14 protein-coding genes are annotated in these 21,003 nt (G+C 57.9%); 10 read left to right on the top strand and 4 right to left on the bottom strand.

Annotated elements, in window-relative coordinates:
• Window positions 1–72: 72 nt before the first annotated feature.
• Complete coding sequence (gene sseB / locus IM284_RS08945; RefSeq protein WP_047368102.1) at window positions 73–849, top strand: enhanced serine sensitivity protein SseB; 777 nt, start codon at window positions 73–75, stop codon at window positions 847–849.
• A gap of 17 nt (window positions 850–866) precedes the next feature.
• Here sseB and IM284_RS08940 read toward each other — a convergent pair whose 3' ends face one another.
• The 4 genes from IM284_RS08940 to IM284_RS08925 form a co-directional block, all read right to left on the bottom strand.
• Complete coding sequence (locus IM284_RS08940; RefSeq protein WP_047368101.1) at window positions 867–1,637, bottom strand: MurR/RpiR family transcriptional regulator; 771 nt, start codon at window positions 1,635–1,637, stop codon at window positions 867–869.
• A complete protein-coding gene (sseA, locus tag IM284_RS08935; protein WP_028014070.1) occupies window positions 1,637–2,482 on the bottom strand; it encodes a 3-mercaptopyruvate sulfurtransferase in 846 nt (281 codons plus the stop codon). Before sseA ends, IM284_RS08940 begins: the two co-directional genes overlap by 1 nt.
• 90 nt (window positions 2,483–2,572) lie before the next feature.
• Window positions 2,573–3,940, bottom strand: a complete 1,368-nt coding sequence (locus tag IM284_RS08930) for a 6-phospho-alpha-glucosidase (RefSeq protein WP_041908712.1) — start codon at window positions 3,938–3,940, stop codon at window positions 2,573–2,575.
• Window positions 3,941–3,952: 12 nt separating this feature from the next.
• Window positions 3,953–5,497, bottom strand: coding sequence for a PTS transporter subunit EIIC (locus tag IM284_RS08925; protein WP_041908714.1), 1,545 nt, complete (start codon window positions 5,495–5,497; stop codon window positions 3,953–3,955).
• 287 nt (window positions 5,498–5,784) lie between these two features.
• Between IM284_RS08925 and IM284_RS08920 the strand changes: the two genes are divergently transcribed.
• From IM284_RS08920 to rodZ, 9 genes are all read left to right on the top strand, one after another.
• On the top strand, window positions 5,785–10,737 hold the full coding sequence (locus IM284_RS08920; RefSeq protein ID WP_193055773.1) for an alpha-2-macroglobulin: 4,953 nt from the start codon (window positions 5,785–5,787) through the stop codon (window positions 10,735–10,737).
• A 1-nt stretch (window position 10,738) separates the two neighbouring features.
• A complete protein-coding gene (pbpC, locus tag IM284_RS08915) occupies window positions 10,739–13,066 on the top strand; it encodes a peptidoglycan glycosyltransferase PbpC (RefSeq protein ID WP_047368099.1) in 2,328 nt (775 codons plus the stop codon).
• A gap of 88 nt (window positions 13,067–13,154) precedes the next feature.
• Complete coding sequence (locus IM284_RS08910; RefSeq protein ID WP_047368098.1) at window positions 13,155–15,533, top strand: DMSO/selenate family reductase complex A subunit; 2,379 nt, start codon at window positions 13,155–13,157, stop codon at window positions 15,531–15,533.
• Complete coding sequence (locus IM284_RS08905; RefSeq protein WP_003860631.1) at window positions 15,530–16,159, top strand: DMSO/selenate family reductase complex B subunit; 630 nt, start codon at window positions 15,530–15,532, stop codon at window positions 16,157–16,159. Before IM284_RS08910 ends, IM284_RS08905 begins: the two co-directional genes overlap by 4 nt.
• A complete protein-coding gene (locus IM284_RS08900) occupies window positions 16,152–16,940 on the top strand; it encodes a DmsC/YnfH family molybdoenzyme membrane anchor subunit (RefSeq protein ID WP_047368097.1) in 789 nt (262 codons plus the stop codon). Before IM284_RS08905 ends, IM284_RS08900 begins: the two co-directional genes overlap by 8 nt.
• On the top strand, window positions 16,940–17,815 hold the full coding sequence (locus IM284_RS08895; protein WP_047368096.1) for a 4Fe-4S dicluster domain-containing protein: 876 nt from the start codon (window positions 16,940–16,942) through the stop codon (window positions 17,813–17,815). Before IM284_RS08900 ends, IM284_RS08895 begins: the two co-directional genes overlap by 1 nt.
• Window positions 17,816–17,938: 123 nt before the next feature.
• Window positions 17,939–18,370: a nucleoside-diphosphate kinase gene (gene ndk / locus IM284_RS08890; RefSeq protein ID WP_003860625.1), complete on the top strand. Its 432-nt coding sequence runs from the start codon at window positions 17,939–17,941 to the stop codon at window positions 18,368–18,370.
• 147 nt (window positions 18,371–18,517) lie between these two features.
• A complete protein-coding gene (locus tag IM284_RS08885) occupies window positions 18,518–19,684 on the top strand; it encodes a bifunctional tRNA (adenosine(37)-C2)-methyltransferase TrmG/ribosomal RNA large subunit methyltransferase RlmN (RefSeq protein WP_028014062.1) in 1,167 nt (388 codons plus the stop codon).
• A 291-nt stretch (window positions 19,685–19,975) separates the two neighbouring features.
• Entirely contained in the window at window positions 19,976–20,983 is a 1,008-nt protein-coding gene (rodZ, locus tag IM284_RS08880) for a cytoskeleton protein RodZ (protein WP_047368095.1), read from the top strand.
• Window positions 20,984–21,003 lie beyond the last annotated feature (20 nt).

The following is a 21,003-nucleotide window of genomic DNA, read 5'->3' as shown; positions in this document are numbered from 1 at the left end:
CTTGCACGGGCCTGTGGTTTTGTAGGCCGGGTAAGCAAAGTGCCACCCGGCGTTTATTGAAGTAGCCAAACTATGTCAGATACCAAAAACGAATTAGAAACCCTGCTGGAACAGGCGGCGACCGAGCCCGCCCATCGTCCGGCATTTTTCCGCACGCTACTGGAATCCACCGTCTGGGTGCCGGGCACCGCGGCGGAAGGTGAGCAGGTAGTGGAAGACAGCGCGCTGGATCTGCTGCACTGGGAGAAAGATGACGGCACGTCGGTGATCCCGTTCTTCACTTCATTGGAAGCGTTGCAGGAAGCGGTAGAAGATGAACAGGCGTTCGTGGTAATGCCGGTGCGCACGCTGTTCGAAATGACGCTGGGCCAGACGCTGTTCCTTAACGCTAAGCTGCCAACCGGGAAAGAGTTCACCCCGCGTGAGATCAGCCACCTGATTGGTGAAGAGGGTAACCCGCTTAGCACCCAGGAGGTGCTGGAAGGGGGCGAAACGCTGCTGCTGTCTGAGGTGGCCGAGCCGCCTGCGCAGATGATCGATTCGCTGACGACGCTGTTCAAAACGCTCAAGCCCGTCAGGCGCGCGTTCCTCTGCTCTATCAAAGAGAGCGCTGACGAAAAGCCTGTTCTGCTGATTGGGATTGAAGCCGACGGCGATATCGACGACATCATTCAGGCGGCGGGAAGCGTGGCCACCGACACGCTGCCGGGCGATGAGCCGATCGATATCTGTCAGGTGACGAAAGGTGAGAAGGGCATCAGCCACTTCATCACCGAGCATATCACGCCGTTCTACGAGCGTCGCTGGGGCGGCTTCCTGCGCGATCTCAAGACCAACCGCATCATCTGATTACGGCGGGGTGAATGTCACCCCGTTGCCTCCAGCAGCAGTAAATCCATCAGCAGCACCAGATTCGACTCAAACGACGTCACGCCCGCGGCTTCGGCGGCGAAGTGCACCGCTTCGTCATACAGTGCAAAGTGCGCGTCCGCCATCCCCGCCAGCGTATTGGCCGAGGCGCGGGTAAAGGCGACGACCGTCATGCCGACGTTTTTGGCAATCCGCGCCTTATCCAGCACCTGTTCCGTTTCGCCGCTGCGGGAGACGGCAATAAATACCTGATAACGCGCGGCGTTGCTGAGAAAAATGTTTCGGCTGTCCCCCGGCCCGGAGATGAACGCCGTTTTGCCCAGCACCTGCAGCTTCTTGGTCAGGTATTCGGCAAAGAGATAGGAAAACCCGGCCCCGTAGAGGAAAAAGCTTTCTTTCTGCCGCAGCAGGTCGGCGAACTGCTGGCGCTTCTCCTGCGTGATCCACTGGAAGGTGTGCTGATAGTTAGCGATAAACTGATTAAACAGCGCCGGGAGCTCAGGAAGAGATTGCGCCTGAGCGGCAATATGCGGCGTGTCGGAGAGCAGCTGCTTGCAGTGCCAGATAAACTCGCTAAAGCCGCTAAACCCTAGCTTCTGACACAGCCGCATAATGGTGGCGGTAGAAACAAACGTCGCCTGCGCCAGTTCGCGCACCGTGATGTTGCCCACCAGCAGCGGATGCTCCGTCAGGTGGGCGAGGACGCGATACTCCGCGCGGGTCAGCGACGCCCCGCGCGTTAACAGCGTGGCCAGGCGGTTATCCATTATTTCGCCGGTTCAACTGGCAGATCGTCACGCGCCCCCCATTCGCTCCAGGCGCCATCGTAGAGCGTAACGTCGTTGACGCCGAGGGTGGCAAGCGCCAGGATCACCACGCAGGCCGTCACGCCGGAGCCGCAGCTGGCAATAATCGGGCGATGTAAATCCACGCCCGCGCGGTCAAAAATGGCACGCAGCTCGTCGGTAGTTTTCAGTTCGCCCTCAAACACCAGGTCGCCCCACGGCACGTTCAGCGCACCTGGAATATGGCCTCGTCTCAGCCCTGGACGTGGTTCATCCGCTTCAGCGTTAAAGCGTGGTGCAGGGCGCGCATCGACGATTTGCGCCGTCTTTTCATGGCTCGCGACCAGTACGTCGGTCAGGCGCTTCACCACGTTAGCGTCGAACGTCGCGTCGAACTCGCCTTCCGGCAGCGTCACGTCGCCCTGCTGGAGCGGCAGCTCGTCACGCTTCCAGCCCGCCAGACCGCCCGCCAGAATCGAGACTTTTTCCACGCCAAACTGTTTCAGCATCCACCATGCGCGCGGCGCGGAGAACAGATTGCCTTCATCGTAAACAACAAGATGTTTGTCTTTGCTGACGCCCAGCTCGCGCATCGCCACGGAAAACGCTTCCGGGCGCGGCAGCATGTGCGGCAGGGGAGAGGTATGATCGGAGAGGGCTTCGATATCAAAAAATACCGCGCCAGGCAGATGCCCTGCGCGGTATTCACCGGGAACGTCACGATGTTCCTGGCCCGGCGGGGCCATACGCGCGTCAATAATCTGGACTTCCGGATCGTCGCCGTGCTCAATCAGCCAGTCGGCGGCGACAAAATATGAGGTGGACATGGGTTGCCTCCATTCTTTTCCGTAAAAAAGGATTGTCGGTGTTTTTTCTGACACCGACAAGCAAACCACGTTCAACTCGCGAGCAAGCCCCTATTTTTTCACCGTTTCGCCGTCCTGCCAGGCTTTTTGCAGCGCAGGCCAGTAGTCGCGGTTGGCTTCTATCATCTCATCCAGAATCGCTTTTGCGTGCTCCATGGTGGGCACGGTGCGGTTGAGGGTGAACGCCTGAAGCGCTTTCTCATAGCTGCCTTCGATGGTCGCCTCTACCAGCAGCTGTTCAGACGCCAGCTGCTGTTGCAGCAGGGTCTGGTGGAACAGCGGTACCAGCCCCACGCGCACAGGCTCCGGCCCTTCGGAGGTGATGTAGGCGGGTACTTCCACCACCGCATCGTATGGCAGATTAGTAATCGCCCCGCGGTTCTCCACCATTACCAGATGGCGTTGGCGCAGGTTAAAGGCCAGCGAGCAGGCGACATCGACGATAAACTCGCCGTGAACGCCCACGTGGAAGGCATCCGGTAAAATCCCGGTGCGCTTGTACTCTTCGGCGGCGGCGAACAGCTTTTTCTCACGCCCGTTCATCACTTCGTTGGCGCGGGTATAGTCCGGGTTCTGATGCTCCACAATCTGGTTCGGCATCAGGTAGTACTGCAGGTACGGGTTCGGCAGGTACTCCGGGAAGTTATCCATAATCGGCTTGATGTTGCGCCAGGTTTTAACCCACGAAGGATCCGAGTGCTGCGGATCGGTTTTTGCGGCATCTTCCGTCAGCAGGCCAAACTTCGCGATATGTTTACGCAGCTCCGGTAATTTGTCCTCGCCGTCCACCAGCACGCGGGTAAACCAGCCGAAGTGGTTCAGGCCAAAGTAGTCCACCTCCAGTTTGCGACGATCGACACCCAGAATGGCCCCCATATTACGCATCGCCGCGACCGGCATATCGCAGATGTTCAGCACGCGAGCATTTGGTCGCAGGCGTCGCACACCCTCCGCGACGATCGCCGCCGGGTTGGAGTAGTTCACGATCCAGGCTTTCTCATGCGCGTAGCGATCCACCAGATCGATAAGCTCGACCATTGGCAGGATCGTGCGCAGTCCGTAGGCCAGCCCGCCGGGGCCGCAGGTCTCCTGGCCGACCACGCCGTGACGCAGCGGGATCTTCTCATCCTGCTCGCGCATTTTGTACTGGCCGACGCGCATCTGGGCGAAAACGAAATGCGCGCCGCTGAAGGCCACTTCCGGGTCACTGGTGACGGTAAATTTGATGCTCTGACTGTGGTCGCGAATCACTTTCTCAACCACCGGCGCAATGGTGTTCTGACGCGCCTCGTCGATGTCATAGAGGCGGATTTCGGCCAGCGGGAAATCCTGCAGGCGCACCATCAGGCTTTTCACAATACCCGGCGTGTAAGTGCTGCCGCCGCCGGCAATCGACAGAATGAATGGGGGTGTAAACATCTTTAGCTCCTTTCAGAGAAACGTCTCAACGGCTTCTCGCATTTTTTTGACGTGCAGCCCGTAGACCACCTGAACGTTGTTACCTTGTTTGATAACCCCTTTCGCGCCGGTCGCCTTCAGGCGCGGCTCGTCGATGATGGCAACATCCTTCACCGTGACGCGTAAGCGGGTGTAGCAGTTATCCACAACCTCAATATTTTCCCGGCCGCCCAAGCCCACCACGATGGACTCGCCCAGCCCGTCGTTATTGCCTTTCGCCTGGTACTCCTGCTTGCTGTAGAGGCGTGTCTCCTGATCTTCATCCTCACGGCCCGGCGTTTTCATGTTGAAACGCAGGATCAGGAAGCGGAACACCACGAAGTAGAGGGCAAACATGATCAGCCCAACCACGATGTACATCGGCCAGTTGGATTTCTCGGTGCCGAGCGGCAGGTTGTAGAGAATGAAATCGATAATCCCGTTGGCACCGATGGCATGAACGCCCAGCAGCGAGAACAGCATCATGCCAATACCGGTCAGGACCGCATGCACCACGAACAGTAGCGGGGCGACGAACAGGAAGGAGAATTCAATCGGTTCGGTTACGCCGACCAGCAGCGAGGTCAGCGCCGCCGGGATCAAAATAGCTTTCGCAACGGCTTTACGCTCCGGCTTCGCAGTCATGTACATCGCCAGCGCGGCGGCGGGCAGGCCGAACATCTTGCTGATGCCGCGCGCGTCCCACACTACCGTGCTGCTGAGCTGCTTCACGTCCGGGCAGGCCATCTCGGCGAAGTAGATATTGCGCGCCCCCTGGTAAGCCGTGCCGCACACCTCCTGCGTGCCCCCCAGTTCGGTATACAGGAACGGCGTATAAACCAGATGGTGCAGGCCGGTCGGCACCAGAATGCGCTCAAGGAAACCGTAGATCGCCACCCCGAACGGGCCGGAGCCTTTAATTGCCAGCGCCAGGGCGCTAATGCCATGCTGGGCAAACGGCCAGAGTTCGCTCATTACCACGCCGAGTAGCATAGAGACGGGCAACATGACAATCGCCACAAAACAGTGGCCGGAGTAAATCGCCATCGCGCCGTTAAACTGTACGCCGGAGTATTTGTTGTACAGATAACCGGAGAGCGCCCCGGTCAGGATCCCGGCGAAAACGCCCATCTCCAGCACCTGAACGCCCAGCACCATGCTTTGCCCGGCGGCTTTCATCTGCTCAGCAGGGGCAAGCTCGCCCTGCAGCTGCAGCGTCACGTTCATGGCGTTGATAAAGACCACGAAAGTCACCAGACCAATCAGCGCCGCGTAGCCTTTATCGCGCGTCGCCAGACCAATCGGGATCCCGACGGCAAACACCAGCGCCAGGTTGACCAGCACCGACACGGCAGATTTGGCGATCAGCTGGCCGATACTCTGGATAAGCGGATGGCCAAGGAACGGCAGGTATTCGGCCAGGTTACCGTTGCCCAGCACATTGCCAAAGGCGATAAACAGACCGACAATCGGTAAGATAAGTACCGGTCCGTATAATGATTTTCCGAAATTTTGTAGGGCGTTCACGGCTCGTTTCATGGCTTTCTCTCTTTTTGAACCGCGCACTCGGGGTGCGTCATGGTCATAAAACTAGCAGGCTCTGAGCGAACATATCCAGCTATCTTCTTGTTTTAAAAACAAATGACGTAAAAGGTAACATGTGACGTTATGCGCTGTGATCGCGGTTCCATCCCGGTGTAGCGGCGTGATGCCATTCTGCGAGGCGCTTTCCAGATTCTTAAATTGGACTTTTTGTATTAACGAAACTTGCGGATAATACTTATCCGGACGACGACCAACAGGCCCCCTCAGGCCAGGGACACAGGATGAAACCGTTTCGCTTAGCCGCGATCTCTCTCGCGCTGCTCACCACCTTTACGCTTGTCGGCTGTGATAACAGCGACGATAAACCTCAGGCTGCGGCTCCCGCAGCATCCACCGCATCAACACCGAAAGCCGCGGAAAAGCCCGACGCTGAAAAGCTGGCTAAAATGGCTGCCCAGAGTCAGGGAAAAGCGTTGACTCTGCTTGATGCGTCTGAAGTGCAACTGGACGGCGCCGCTACGCTGGTGCTGACCTTCTCTGTCCCGCTGGATCCGGAACAGGATTTCGCGAAGACGGTTCACGTCGTGGATAAGAAAAGCGGCAAAGTTGACGGGGCGTGGGAACTTGCGCCTAACCTGAAAGAGCTGCGCCTGCGCCATCTGGAGCCTAACCGTAATCTGGTTATCACCGTGGATCGTGGCCTGGTGGCGCTGAACAAAGCGACCTTTGGCATTGATTATGAAAAAGCCCTGACCACGCGAGATATAGAGCCGTCGGTCGGTTTCGCCAGCCGCGGCTCGCTGCTGCCGGGCAAAGTGGTGGAAGGGCTGCCGGTGATGGCGCTTAACGTCAACAATGTGGACGTCAATTTCTACCGCGTGAAGCCGGAATCGCTGGCCTCGTTTGTCAGCCAGTGGGAGTACCGCAACTCGCTGACCAACTGGGAATCTGACAATCTGCTGAAGATGGCGGAACTGGTCTATACCGGTCGTTTTGACCTCAACCCGGCGCGCAACACGCGTGAAAAACTGCTCCTGCCGCTTAAAGATATCAAGCCGCTTCAGCAGTCCGGCGTTTATATCGCCGTCATGAACCAGGCAGGGCACTACAACTACAGCAATGCCGCAACGCTCTTTACCCTGAGCGATATCGGTTTGTCTGCTCACCGCTATCATAACCGGCTGGACCTTTTCACCCAGAGCCTGGAAAACGGTGCAGCGCAGTCCGGCGTCACCGTCACGCTGCTGAATGACAAAGGTCAGACGCTCGCCGAAGCCAGCAGCGACGCCGACGGCCATGCGAAGCTTGAAACAGACAAAGAAGCCGCGCTGATCCTCGCCAGCAAAGACGGCCAGACTACGCTGCTCGATCTCAAGCTCCCAGCGCTCGACCTGGCAGAGTTCGACATCGCCGGTAGCCCCGGCTTCAGCAAGCAATTCTTTATGTTTGGCCCACGCGATCTCTATCGTCCGGGTGAAACGGTGATCCTAAACGGCCTGCTGCGCGACAGCGACGGAAAACCGCTTCCCGATCAGCCCGTGAAGCTTGACGTGCTGCGCCCGGACGGCCAGGTGGCACGCACGATCGTTGTTCAGCCTGAGAACGGCCTCTACCGCTTCAACTACCCGCTGGATAGCGGTGCCCAGACCGGCATGTGGCATATTCGCGCGAATATCGGTGATAACCAGCAGCGCCTGTGGGATTTCCACGTCGAAGATTTTATGCCCGAGCGTATGGCGCTCAATCTGACGGGACAAAAAGCACCGGTTTCCCCACAGGATGAGGTGGACTTCAACATCGTGGGCTATTACCTGTATGGCGCTCCGGCCAACGGCAATTCTCTTCAGGGCCAGCTTTTCCTGCGTCCGCTGCGTGAGGCCGTTGCTGCGCTGCCCGGCTTCCAGTTTGGTGATATTGCGGAAGAAAACCTGAGCCGCAGTCTGGATGAAGTGCAGCTTACGCTGGATGAGCAGGGGCACGGGCAGGTCACCATCGAAAGCCAGTGGAAAGAGGTACACTCGCCTCTTCAGCTGATCCTGCAGGCGAGCCTGCTGGAATCAGGCGGTCGTCCGGTGACGCGCCGCGCGGAGCAGGCTATCTGGCCGGCGGCGCAACTGCCGGGTATCCGTCCGCAGTTCGCCAGTAAGGCGGTCTACGACTACCGTACCGATACCACCGTCAACCAACCGATCGTCGACGAGAACGGCAACGCCAGCTTTGACATCGTCTATGCCGATGCCAGCGGCGCGAAAAAAGCGGTATCCGGCTTACAGGTACGCCTGATCCGTGAACGCCGTGACTATTTCTGGAACTGGTCCGAGAGCGAAGGCTGGCAGTCTCAGTTTGATCAAAAAGAGCTGATTGAGGGCGAGCAGGAGCTTAGCCTTAAGGCCGATGAAACCGGCAAAGTTACCTTCCCGGTGGAGTGGGGCTCATACCGTCTGGAAGTGAAAGCGCCTGATGATGTGGTCAGCAGCGTGCGCTTCTGGGCAGGTTACAGCTGGCAGGATAACAGCGACGGCACGGGTGCGGTGCGCCCTGACCGCGTGACCCTGAAACTGGATAAACCGGCCTATCAGCCAGGCGATACCATCCAGCTGCACATAGCAGCGCCAGCCGCAGGCAAGGGCTATGCGATGATCGAGTCCAGCGAAGGGCCGCTGTGGTGGAAAGAGATCGACGTACCGGCAAACGGGCTCGATCTTTCCATTCCGGTGGATAAAGCCTGGAAACGTCACGATCTCTATCTCAGTACGCTGGTGGTGCGTCCTGGCGATAAATCCAAATCCGCCACGCCGAAGCGCGCGGTTGGTCTGCTGCATCTGCCGATGGGCGACGAAAATCGCCGCCTGAACATTGCGCTGGATAACCCGCAGAAAATGCGTCCAAACCAGACGCTCTCTGTGAAAGTGAAAGCCAGCGTAAAAGAGGGGGCGGTTCCGCAGAAAGTGAACGTGCTGGTGTCGGCGGTGGACAGCGGCGTGCTGAACATTACCGATTACGTTACGCCAGATCCATGGCAGGCCTTCTTCGGCCAGAAGCGTTACGGCGCCGATATCTATGATATCTACGGCCAGGTCATTGAAGGGCAGGGCCGCATGGCCGGGCTGCGTTTCGGTGGTGACGGCGATGAACTCAAGCGCGGCGGTAAACCGCCGGTGAACCACGTCACCATTATTGCCCAGCAGGCTCAGCCGGTTACGCTGGATGCCAACGGAGAAGGCACCGTTACGCTGCCTATTGGTGATTTCAACGGCGAACTGCGTCTGATGGCGCAGGCGTGGACGGAAGATGATTTCGGCAGCAGCGAAAGCAAGGTTGTGGTGGCCGCGCCGGTTATTACCGAGCTTAATACTCCGCGCTTCCTGGCAAGTGGAGATACCTCACGGCTGACGCTGGATCTCACTAACCTGACCGACAAACCGCAATCGCTGAACGTCGCCCTGAGCGCGACAGGAAAAGTGTCGCTGGAAGGTGCACAGCCGCAGCCGGTTCAGTTGCCGCCGGGCGCGCGCAGTACCCTGTTTATTCCGGTGCGTGCGCTGGAGGGTTATGGTGACGGTGAGGTGACGGCGCAGGTTACCGGCCTGGAGCTTCCGGGCGAAACCTTTGCCCCGCAGCAGAAGAGCTGGAAAATTGGCGTACGTCCGGCATTCCCGGCGCAGACGGTCAATACCGGTGCCATGCTGAACCCCGGCGAGTCCTGGACCGCACCGGCGCAGCACAGCAACGGTTTCTCTCCTGCCACCCTGCAGGGGCAACTGCTGCTGAGCGGCAAACCACCGCTCAACCTGGCGCGCTATATTCGTGAACTGCAGGCGTATCCGTATGGCTGCCTGGAGCAGACCACCAGCGGCCTGTTCCCGTCACTCTATACCAACGCCGCGCAGCTTACCGCGCTTGGTATAAAAGGAGATACCGATGACCAGCGCCGTGCTGCCATTGATATTGGGATCTCCCGTCTGCTGCAGATGCAGCGTGACGATGGCGGTTTTGCCTTGTGGGATAAAAATGGCCCTGAAGAGTACTGGCTGACCGCCTATGTGACTGACTTCCTGGTGCGCGCGGGCGAGCAAGGTTATAGCGTACCTGCCGATGCGGTGAACAACGCCAACAACCGTCTGCTGCGCTACCTGCAGGATCCGGGCATGATGTCTATCCGCTACAGCGACGACGCCAAGGCCAGCAAATTTGCCGTGCAGGCGTATGCCTCGCTGGTGCTGGCGCGTCAGCAAAAAGCCCCGCTGGGCGCGCTGCGTGAAATCTGGGAGCGCCACGGGCAGGCGGCTTCCGGGCTGCCGCTGATGCAGCTGGGCATGGCGCTCAAACTGATGGGCGATGCGCCGCGCAGCCAGCAGGCGCTGGATCTGGCGCTCAAAACACCGCGTAACGACAGAAAAACATGGATGGCCGATTACGGCAGCCCGCTTCGCGATAACGCGCTGATGCTCTCCCTTCTGGAGGAGTATAAATTGCTGCCGGATGCGCAAAATACGCTGCTGAATGCTCTTTCTGAACAGGCATTCAGCCAGCGCTGGCTATCCACCCAGGAGAGCAATGCGCTGTTCCTGGCCGGACGTTCGCTGCAAACCCTGTCAGGCGCATGGCAGGCGAAAACCACGTTGTCTGATACCGCATCAGGCGGCGATAGGGCGCAGGTACAAAACGTAAGCGGCGACCAGCTTGGTGCGCTTCAGGTAACCAATACCGGCACGGCACCGCTGTGGGTACGTCTGGACAGCACCGGCTATCCGGAATATGCGCCTCAGCCGAGTTCCAACGTGCTGCAGGTTGAACGTCATATCCTGGCAACCGATGGCAGCAGCAAATCGCTCTCTTCGCTGAAAAGCGGTGAGCTGGTGCTGGTCTGGCTTGAAGTGAAAGCCAGCCAGAACGTTCCGGATGCGCTGGTTGTGGATCTCCTCCCTGCTGGTCTGGAGCTGGAAAACCAGAACCTGGCGAGCAGCAGCGCAAGCCTGCAGGACAGCGGCAGCGAAGTGCAGAACCTGCTCAGCCAGATGCAGCAGGCGGACATTCAGCACATGGAGTTCCGCGACGACCGTTTTGTGGCCGCCGTGCCGGTAAACAGAGGTCAGCCGGTTACGCTGGTTTATCTGGCCCGTGCCGTAACGCCGGGCACCTACCAGGTGCCGGTTCCGATGGTGGAGTCTATGTACTTTCCGCAGTGGCGGGCAACGGGTGCGGCCAGCGGCCCGCTGATTGTTGTTCCGTAATATGTTGATAGCGCGTCTGACACGCTCCCGCTGGCTTTGGCTGGCGGGAGCGCTTCTCGTTTTAGGGGGGCTGATTGTCGCCGCCGACCGCCTGTGGCCGCTGCCTCTGAAAGAGGTTAACCCCGCACGAGTTGTGGTGGACGAGAAGGGCGCGCCGCTCTGGCGTTTTGCCGACAGCGAAGGCATCTGGCGCTACCCGGTGACCATTGAAGAGGTTTCTCCCCGTTATCTTGAGGCTCTGATCCAGTACGAAGATCGCTGGTTCTGGGAGCATCCGGGCGTAAACCCGCTCTCTGTCCTGCGCGCCGCCTGGCAGGATCTCAGTTCCGGAAGAGTGGTTTCGGGAGGAAGCACGCTTACCATGCAGGTGGCACGCCTGCTGGATCCGCATCCGCGCACCTTTGGCGGCAAAATTCGCCAGCTCTGGCGGGCGATGCAGCTGGAATGGCACCTCTCTAAGCGTGACATTCTTACGCTCTATCTCAATCGTGCTCCGTTTGGTGGCACGCTGCAGGGCGTGGGAGCAGCAAGCTGGACCTACCTTGGGAAACCCCCGTCGCAGCTGAGCTACTCCGACGCGGCGTTGTTGGCGGTACTGCCGCAGGCACCCAGCCGTCTGCGCCCGGATCGCTGGCCCGAGCGGGCCGAAGCGGCACGCAACAAAGTGCTCGATCGCATGATGATTCAGGGCGTCTGGTCAGCAAAGCAGGTGAAGGAGTCCCGTGAAGAGCCTGTATGGCTGGCTCCCCGGCAGATGCCGCAACTGGCGCCGCTCTTTGCACGCATGATGCTCGGCAAAAGCCGCGACACAAAAATTGTCACTACGCTGGATGCCGGACTGCAACGGCAGCTGGAAGAGCTGGCGATGAACTGGAAATCCCGCCTGCCGGCACGCAGTTCGCTGGCGATGATCGTGGTCGATCATACCGACATGAAGGTGCGCGGCTGGGTCGGCTCGGTGGATATCAACGATGACACGCGTTTCAGCCATGTGGATATGGTTAACGCGATCCGATCCCCGGGATCGGTATTGAAACCGTTTATCTACGGTATGGCGCTGGATGATGGCCTGATCCATCCCGCCTCGCTGCTTCAGGACGTGCCCAGAAAAACCGGTGATTATCGCCCGGGAAATTTTGACAGCGGGTTCCACGGGCCGGTCAGCATGAGTGAAGCGCTGGTGCGCTCGCTCAACCTGCCAGCCGTCCAGGTGCTGGAAGCCTACGGTCCCAAACGGTTTGCCGGGATGCTGAGTAACGCAGGCCTGCCACTGATCCTGCCTGCCGGAGCGCAGCCGAATCTGTCGCTGATCCTGGGTGGCGCAGGCGCGAGGCTGGCAGATATCGCCGCCGCGTACAGCGCCTTTGCAAGGCATGGCAAGGCGGGCCGGCTGCGCTTACAGCCGGGCGACCCGCTAACTGAACGCCCGCTGTTATCGCCAGGTTCGGCGTGGATTATTCGCCGTATTCTGGCGAATGAAGCGCAGCCGCTGCCGGACAGTGCGCTGCCGCAAATTGCGCCGCTGGCGTGGAAAACGGGCACCAGCTATGGCTACCGCGATGCCTGGGCCATCGGTCTCAATGCCCGGTATGTAATAGGTATCTGGACAGGGCGACCTGACGGCACGCCGGTAGCGGGGCAGTTTGGTTTTGCCAGCGCGGTTCCGCTATTAAACCAGGTGAATAACCTGCTTCAGTCACGCTCGACAATAGACGAGGCCCGCCTGCCGCGCGATCCGCGCCCGGAAAGCGTTGGGCGGGGCGTGATCTGCTGGCCGGGCGGCCAGTCGCTGCCGGAAGGCAGTGAAAACTGTCGGCGTCGTCTTTCGACCTGGCTGCTGGAAGGGAGTGAACCACCCACGCTGCTGCTGCCGGAACAGGAAGGCATTCGCGGCATTCGTTTCCCGGTCTGGGTGGATAAAAAGGGCAAACGTGTGGCCGCAGATTGCTCCGATGCTACAGAGAAAGTCCTGGACGTCTGGCCGCTGCCGCTGGAGCCGTGGCTGCCCGCTGCTGAAAAAAGGGCTGCGCGTCTCCCTGCCCGATCAACTGACTGTCCGCCTCTGGACAATAACAATGTAGCGCCGCTTATGATTTCGGGTATCAGAGAGGGGGCTGTTATTAAGCGACTTCCCGGTGAAGGTAATGTCACGCTTTCTGTTATTTCAACAGGAGGGGAAGGGGAGCGCTGGTGGTTTTTAAATGGAGAGCCTTTAGCGGGGCGGAATTATAATTATTCATTAAAATTATATTTACCGGGTGAATATCAATTACTGGTAATGGATAAATCAGGCCAAACGGCGACGGTCAATTTTGAATTAGACCGTTAAGTATTACCTCTGAAGAGTTAGCTTGATAATTATCAATATGCGTTCCTGAAAAAAAACGAGAATGCGTTTTTATTTGTAGGAACGAGCAATGAAAGAGAATAAAAATCAGGAAGAGGGTCTTATTCCTGCCCTGTCCCGGCGGCATTTTATTCAGGCAGGATCGGCTCTGGCCGCACTCCCGTTTGTGGTGACAACCAGCAAAGCACGGGCACAGGGCACGGTGGCAGCAGACGTGACGCCTGAAGAAAAAGTCGTGCAGACCTGTAGCACGTTTGACTGTGGCGGGAAGTGTGATATTCGTGCTCACGTTAGTGAGGGCGTTGTAACCCGAATTTCTACCCGCCCGGACAATGCGTTAGATCCGGAGATGCCGATAATGCGCGCCTGCGTTCGTGGACGCGCGTATCGAAAATTTGTTTATCATCCCGATCGGCTTAAATATCCAATGAAACGCGTGGGTAAACGTGGCGAAGGAAAATTCGAGCGTATTACCTGGGACGAAGCCACCACGCTTATTGCGAATCAATTAAAAACGATTACGCAAAAATACGGCGCTGCCTCACGCTATGTGCATGTGGGCACTGCGGTATCCGGCGGAACGTTTTCCGGCGATAAAATGGTTCGTCGTCTGCTCAACTTAACCGGCGGCTATCTTGAAAGCTATCACTCGGTCAGTATGGGCAACACGGCGGCAGCCACGCCGTATACCTACGGCACCGCCGCCAGCGGCAGCTCTCTGGACACGCTGCTGGACACCAAACTGGTCATCCTCTGGGGGCATAACCCGACGGAGACGATCTTTGGTCACAGCAACTACTTCTATCAGAAGATGAAGCAAAACGGCACGCGCTTTATCGTTGTCGATCCGCGCTATTCCGATACGGTTTCCTCCTTGGCTGACCAGTGGATCCCGCTGCTTCCCACAACAGACAACGCCCTGATGGACGCCATGATGTACACGATCGTCACGGAGAACCTGCACGATCGCGACTTCATTCAGCGCTATACCCTGGGCTTTGACGAAGCATCCATGCCGGAAGGCGTTCCGGCCAATGAATCCCTGATGGCTTATCTGAGCGGCGCAAAAGATGGCGTGGCGAAAACGCCCGAGTGGGCAGAGAAAATCACCCACGTGCCTGCGCAGACCATTCGTCAGCTGGCGCGCGACTACGCAACCACCAAACCCGCCGCGCTGATCCAGGGCTGGGGACCGCAGCGCCATAACTGCGGCGAGCGCACCGCGCGCGGCTCGACGTTACTGGCAACGCTGACGGGTAACGTTGGGGTGAAGGGCGGCTGGGCGGCAGGCTATGGCGGCTGCGCTAATCGTAAATTTGCTGCCGGGCCGGAGATGCCGGATAACCCGGTAAAAGCCAAAATATCGGTGATGAACTGGGTGCAGGCCGCCGATGATGCTTCTAAGGTAACGGCGGAAGACGGCCTGAAGGATGCAGAGAAGCTGGACAGCAATATCCGCATCCTCTTCTCGCTGGCGGGAAATTATCTGGCTAACCAGAACCCGGATCTGCATCAGGCGACGCGCGTGCTGGAAGACGAGTCGAAAATCGAGTTTATCGTCGCAAGCGATCTGTTTATGACGCCGAGCGCCCGATACGCCGATCTTCTCCTGCCGGAAACCAGCTTTATGGAACGCTGGAATATCGGCGAAACCTGGGGCACGGCAAGCTATCTGATCCTGTCGGAAAAGCTGATTGAACCTGAATTCGAACGCCGTTCAGACTACGACTGGCTGCGGGAAGTTGCTGCTAAGCTTGGCGTCGAACCTGCATTCAGCGAGGGCCGTGACGAAAAAGCGTGGATTGAGCACATCTGGGAGCAGACGCGGCTCTCCATGCCAGATGAAAACCTGCCGGACTTCGCGACGTTACAAAAGACGCGCCAGCATCTTTTCAAAAGCGCGCCGTTCGTCGCTTTTGAAGACAATATTCGCGATCCGCAAAATCATCCGTTCCCAACGCCGTCCGGGAAAATTGAGATCTTCTCGAAGCGTCTGTACGACATGCAGCACCCGGAGATTCCGGCGCTGTCGCACTACGTGCCCGCCCACGAAGGGCCGGAAGACGAACTGGCGAAAACCTTCCCGCTGCAGCTGATCACCTGGAAAGGCAAAAACCGTGCTAACTCAACCCAGTACGCCAACCCGTGGCTGATTGAGGCGCAGCAGCAAAAGCTGTGGATCAACCCGCAGGACGCGCAAAAGCGCGGCATTTCCCAGGGGGATACCGTGCGCATTCATAACGCGCGCGGCATTTGTGAAATTCCGGCTGAAGTCACGCCGCGCATCATTCCGGGCGTTGTTGCCATGCAGGCAGGCGCCTGGTGGCAGCCGGACGAACAGGGCGTCGATAAAGGCGGCTGCGCGAACGTGCTCAGCTCTGCCCGTATTACCGCGCTTGCGAAAGGGAATTCCCATCAAACCATGCTGGTGGAGGTAGCTAAAGCATGAGTCAGTTTAAACACTACGCGCCGGTGAGCGATAAACAGCTGGGTTTCTATATTGACTCTTCCCGCTGCTCGGGCTGCAAGGCATGCCAGGTGGCGTGCAAAGACAAAAACAACCTTGAGGTCGGACGTCGTTTCCGTCGCGTATACGAAGTCAACGGCGGGAATTTCATCCCAACCGGGCAGGGCGGCGTTAGCAACAACGTTTTTGCCTACACGCTCTCTATTTCCTGTAACCACTGTGCGGACCCGATCTGCACCAAAAACTGCCCGACCACCGCAATGCACAAGCGTCCGGGCGACGGCATCGTGCGCGTCGATACGGACAAGTGCGTTGGCTGCGGCTACTGCGCGTGGTCTTGCCCTTACGGCGCGCCACAGCTCAACGAGCAGACCGGGCAGATGTCCAAATGCGATTTTTGCGTGGATCTGCAGGCGAAGGGCGAGCAGCCTGTCTGCGTGGCAACCTGTCCGCTTGAGGCGATCAAATTTGGGCCTATTGATGAACTTCGGGCGAAATACGGTGCGGTATGCGATGTGAAGGGCTTGCCTGATTCCTCGATTACAAAACCGAACCTGGTGATCAAAGCGCATCAGGGCGCAGAGAAAGAGGGGAAACGTCATGCATGAGTTACCGCTGCTGATTTTTACGCTGTTCCTGCAGGGATCGGTTGGCGTGACGCTCTGGCTGGCGTTCGGAGGAGCGCATACTACACCGCGTAGCGCGCTGCTGCCTGCCGCTGGGGCGTTTGTGCTGGCGAGCCTGGGGCTGCTCGCCTCAGCGCTGCATATGGGCTATCCGCTCAACGCCCTGAACGCGCTACGCCACGTCTCCAGTTCGTGGCTGAGCCGCGAGATTATCTTCGCCAGCCTTTACCTGGCGGCGCTTGGCCTCGCCGTGCTGCTGATGTTTTCCAATAAGCCAGGCTGGAAGCTGCTTTTGGCCGTGGCGGGTCTTGTCGGGCTGGTGGACGTGTTCTGCATGGCACAAATCTACATGCACGCGTCCGTGGTGACCTGGAAGCACATTAACACGCTGGTACTGTTTATCGGCTCGGTGGGTATCATCGGTTCATCCTGCATGGCAGTTGGGATGCGTTCCCAGACTACCTTGCGTGCGGCGGTTGTCATTATCACGCTGGTGGTGCTTGTGCGTCTGGTGATGCAGCCCGTCTGGCTGGCAGACATCACTGTCATGGACAATACCGTGGTGACGTTCCCTCACGCTCCGCTACGGATGCTCGAACAGCTGCGCGCGGTACATCTGCTGAGCTGGTGCGTGTCCGTTGCAGGTATGCTCTGCTTTGCTGCGGGCGGCCTGAAAGCGGCGCGCGGCACGCTGCTGCTGGGCAGCGCCTTGCTGATTGTGGGTGAGCTGATGCTGCGCTTCGTTTTCTTCAGTATTGGCTGATGGGCAGATTGACGTTTGCCCCGGCGATGGACGTGACGCATGCGTGCGTCCGTCGCCGTTTTCGCCACGCTTCCTGCTGCGCCTGCGCGGACGTTTGTCCAGCGCAGGCTTTTTCTTTTACGGAAACCGGCGTCTCGGTTGATGAAAATCGCTGTATTGAATGCGGTGACTGCCTGTTCGTCTGCCCCTCCGGGGCCATTACCGGCATCGCGCCGCGAAAGCGATTTCTGCGTGGAGATACCCTTGTTGGGCCTTTTACTGAACGCGCACCTGGGGTGAATGAGCTGCTGCTGTGGCACGCGCAATGCCAGGTTCGTTTTATCAGTATCGACGCAGAGCAATACCCTGACTGGCTGCTGGCGCTTGCCCGGCTTAATCTTGCGCTTCGTCGCCGTGGTGAAGCGGAGTGGGGGTTTAAGCTCATACCGATCGGCGAGGTGAATATCGCTCGTCGTGCGCTGATGCACGTTCCCCGCGAGGATGTAAAAGCCTGTCGCGTTTCCCCGGGGCCGCGGGAGCTGCGCAGGGCATTCTCGACATTTAGCGAGTCAGATATCGCACTCGATATTAATAAGTGCGTGCTGTGCGGTGCGTGCTGGCGAAGCTGCCCGGAAAACGCGATTCGGTTTGAGAACGCCGCGCTGGTGGTGGAGACCGGGCGCTGTACCGGCTGCGGTGGCTGTGAGGCAGTATGTCAGCACGAGGCGATAAACGTCGCAGAAACAGATGGACCGGCAAAAAACGTGGCCACTCCCGCATATAAAGCAGTTTGCCTGACGTGCCAGCGCCAGTTCTGGTCATTTACGCCTGATGAAAAGCAGTGCCCGCTCTGTTTACGCCATCAACACGGTATGCGAAATCCGGCCTGTTGCTAATCTTCGTCTCATTTTAAAAAAATGTTATGCAGAACCATAGGCAATGGCGCTATTGCTCTTTATAATCCGCGCCACACCATACTCAGGTATGCAAAACAACAGAACATTTTACAGAGGTTATCAATGGCTATTGAACGTACTTTTTCCATCATCAAACCAAACGCGGTGGCAAAAAACGTTATTGGCAGCATCTTCGCTCGCTTTGAATCAGCAGGGTTTAAGATCGTTGGCACCAAAATGCTGCACCTGACCGTTGAGCAGGCTCGCGGCTTCTACGCTGAGCACGAAGGTCGTCCATTCTTTGACGGCCTGGTGGAGTTCATGACCTCCGGTCCAATCGTGGTCTCCGTGCTGGAAGGCGAAAACGCGGTACAGCGTCACCGCGATCTGCTGGGTGCAACCAACCCGGACAACGCGCTGGCAGGTACCCTGCGCGCTGACTACGCGGACAGCTTCACCGAGAACGGCACTCACGGTTCCGACTCCGTTGAGTCTGCCGCGCGCGAAATCGCGTTCTTCTTCGCTGAAGGCGAAGTGTGCCCGCGCACTCGCTAATAATTTCGTAAATGCCGCGTGCAAACGTGGCATCCCTGCGCCAGACTTTGTACAATGCAACGCCCCGGACGAGCAGACCGCTTTCCGGGGCGTTTCTTTTCAACCCACCAAGGGCCACAACGTGTAACAACGAGGCCGGAAAAAATTATGTCTGAACTAGTGAATACCTCCGAAGTCGCCATTCCTGCGGTTCCCAATAAAAATGGAAAAATTAACCTGCTGGACCTGAACCGTCAGCAGATGCGCGAGTTCTTTAAAGATATGGGTGAGAAGCCGTTTCGTGCCGATCAGGTAATGAAATGGATGTACCACTACTGCAGCGACAACTTTGATGAGATGACCGACATCAACAAAGTGCTGCGCAACAAGCTCAAAGAAGTGGCTGAAATCCGCGCGCCGGAAGTGGTGGAAGAGCAGCGCTCGGCAGACGGCACCATCAAATGGGCGATTGCCGTAGGCGATCAGCGCGTTGAAACCGTCTACATCCCGGAAGACGATCGTGCCACGCTGTGCGTCTCTTCTCAGGTGGGCTGTGCGCTGGAGTGCAAATTCTGCTCTACGGCTCAGCAAGGTTTTAACCGTAACCTTCGCGTGTCTGAAATCATCGGTCAGGTCTGGCGCGCCGCGAAAATCGTGGGTGCAGCAAAAGTGACCGGCACGCGTCCTATCACCAACGTGGTAATGATGGGAATGGGCGAACCGCTGCTGAACCTGACCAACGTGGTGCCGGCGATGGAAATCATGCTGGATGACTTCGGTTTTGGCCTGTCCAAGCGCCGCGTGACGCTGTCTACCTCAGGCGTTGTGCCTGCGCTGGATAAGCTCGGCGACATGATTGACGTTGCGCTGGCTATCTCCCTGCACGCGCCAAACGATGAAATTCGTGACGAAATTGTACCGATTAACAAAAAGTACAATATCGAAACCTTCCTCGCTGCCGTGCGTCGCTACCTGGAGAAATCCAACGCAAACCAGGGCCGCGTCACCATCGAGTACGTGATGCTGGACCACGTCAACGACGGTACTGAGCACGCGCATCAGCTGGCTGAACTGCTGAAGGATACGCCATGCAAAATCAACCTGATCCCATGGAACCCGTTCCCGGGCGCGCCGTATGGCCGTAGCTCGAACAGCCGTATCGACCGTTTCTCCAAGGTGCTGATGGAGTATGGTTTCACCACCATCGTGCGTAAAACCCGCGGTGATGATATTGATGCTGCATGCGGACAGTTGGCCGGTGACGTCATTGACCGTACCAAACGTACCCTGCGTAAACGCATGCAGGGCGAGACCATTGCGGTTAAAGCTGTTTGATTATTATGCATCACGGCGCATTATCTACGCTGTGATGCATAATCTGACTGAATAATCAGTCAGATTCGTGACGTTTGATTAATAATTACGGTGCGTTTCATATGAGTTTCGGGCAGTATGTAACGACGTAACAACAGTTTAGCCACGCGGGCAGAGCTGCACTGTCATCTACCGGCTGACAGTCTTATACTGTCTGTTCAAGGTTAACTGACCTGAAGTTTCGCGGTGCGGGCGGCATTGTGACTCACCGGCACCTGAACCCTTTTTTTCACGTACCAGTAGTTGTAGCGAATGAATACTGAAGCCACTCACGACCAACATGAAGCACTCTCCACTGGCGTTCGTCTTCGCAACGCCCGTGAACAACTCGGACTCAGCCAGCAAGCTGTTGCAGAACGCTTGTGCCTGAAAGTTTCCACGGTTCGCGATATTGAAGAAGATAAGGCGCCTGCCGATCTGGCTTCAACATTTCTGCGCGGCTATATCCGCTCTTACGCAAAACTGGTGCACATCCCCGAAAACGAATTACTGCCAATGATGGAGAAGCAGGCACCGGTTCGTGCAGCAAAAGTTGCCCCGATGCAAACTTTCTCCCTGGGGAAACGTCGTAAAAAACGTGATGGCTGGCTGATGAGCTTTACCTGGCTGGTGCTGTTTGTTGTTGTCGGCCTGACCGGCGCATGGTGGTGGCAAAACCACAAGGCGCAGCAGGAAGAGATCACCACGATGGCCGATCAATCCTCCGCTGAACTCAATCAGGCGAGCAATGGTGGTGCCCAGAGCGTTCCGCTTAACACCGACGGTGCGGCGGCCTCAAGCGAGCCGCAAACAACGGCTCCGGCAACCGATGCAGCACAGGCTCCGGCCGCAACGGCGAACACCGCTGCGCCTCAGGCTCAGGATCAAAACGCGGTCGTCGCCCCTTCTCAGGCAAATGTCGATACTGCGGCGAACGTCCCTGCAGCGACTCAGCCGGCGAACAACGCCGCAGCGTCCCTGCCGACCGACCCGGCGGCAACCGCCGCGCCAGCCGCCGATCCAAACGCGCTGGTGATGAACTTCACGGCTGACTGTTGGCTGGAAGTGACTGACGCGACAGGTAAAAAACTGTTCAGCGGCCTGCAGCGGAAAGATGGCACGTTAAACCTAACGGGTCAGGCACCTTACAAACTTAAAATCGGCGCTCCGGCAGCGGTACAGATCCAGTATCAAGGAAAACCTGTCGACCTGAGCCGCTTTATCAGAACTAACCAGGTTGCACGTCTTACCGTTAATGCCGAACAATCAGCAGCACAGTAACAGACGGGCAACGCGGGAGA

The sequence above is a fragment of the Enterobacter cloacae complex sp. P12RS genome (assembly GCF_014895875.1).
Classification (GTDB): Bacteria; Pseudomonadota; Gammaproteobacteria; order Enterobacterales; family Enterobacteriaceae; genus Enterobacter; species Enterobacter bugandensis.
This window is presented reverse-complemented; position numbering and strand designations above follow the sequence as displayed.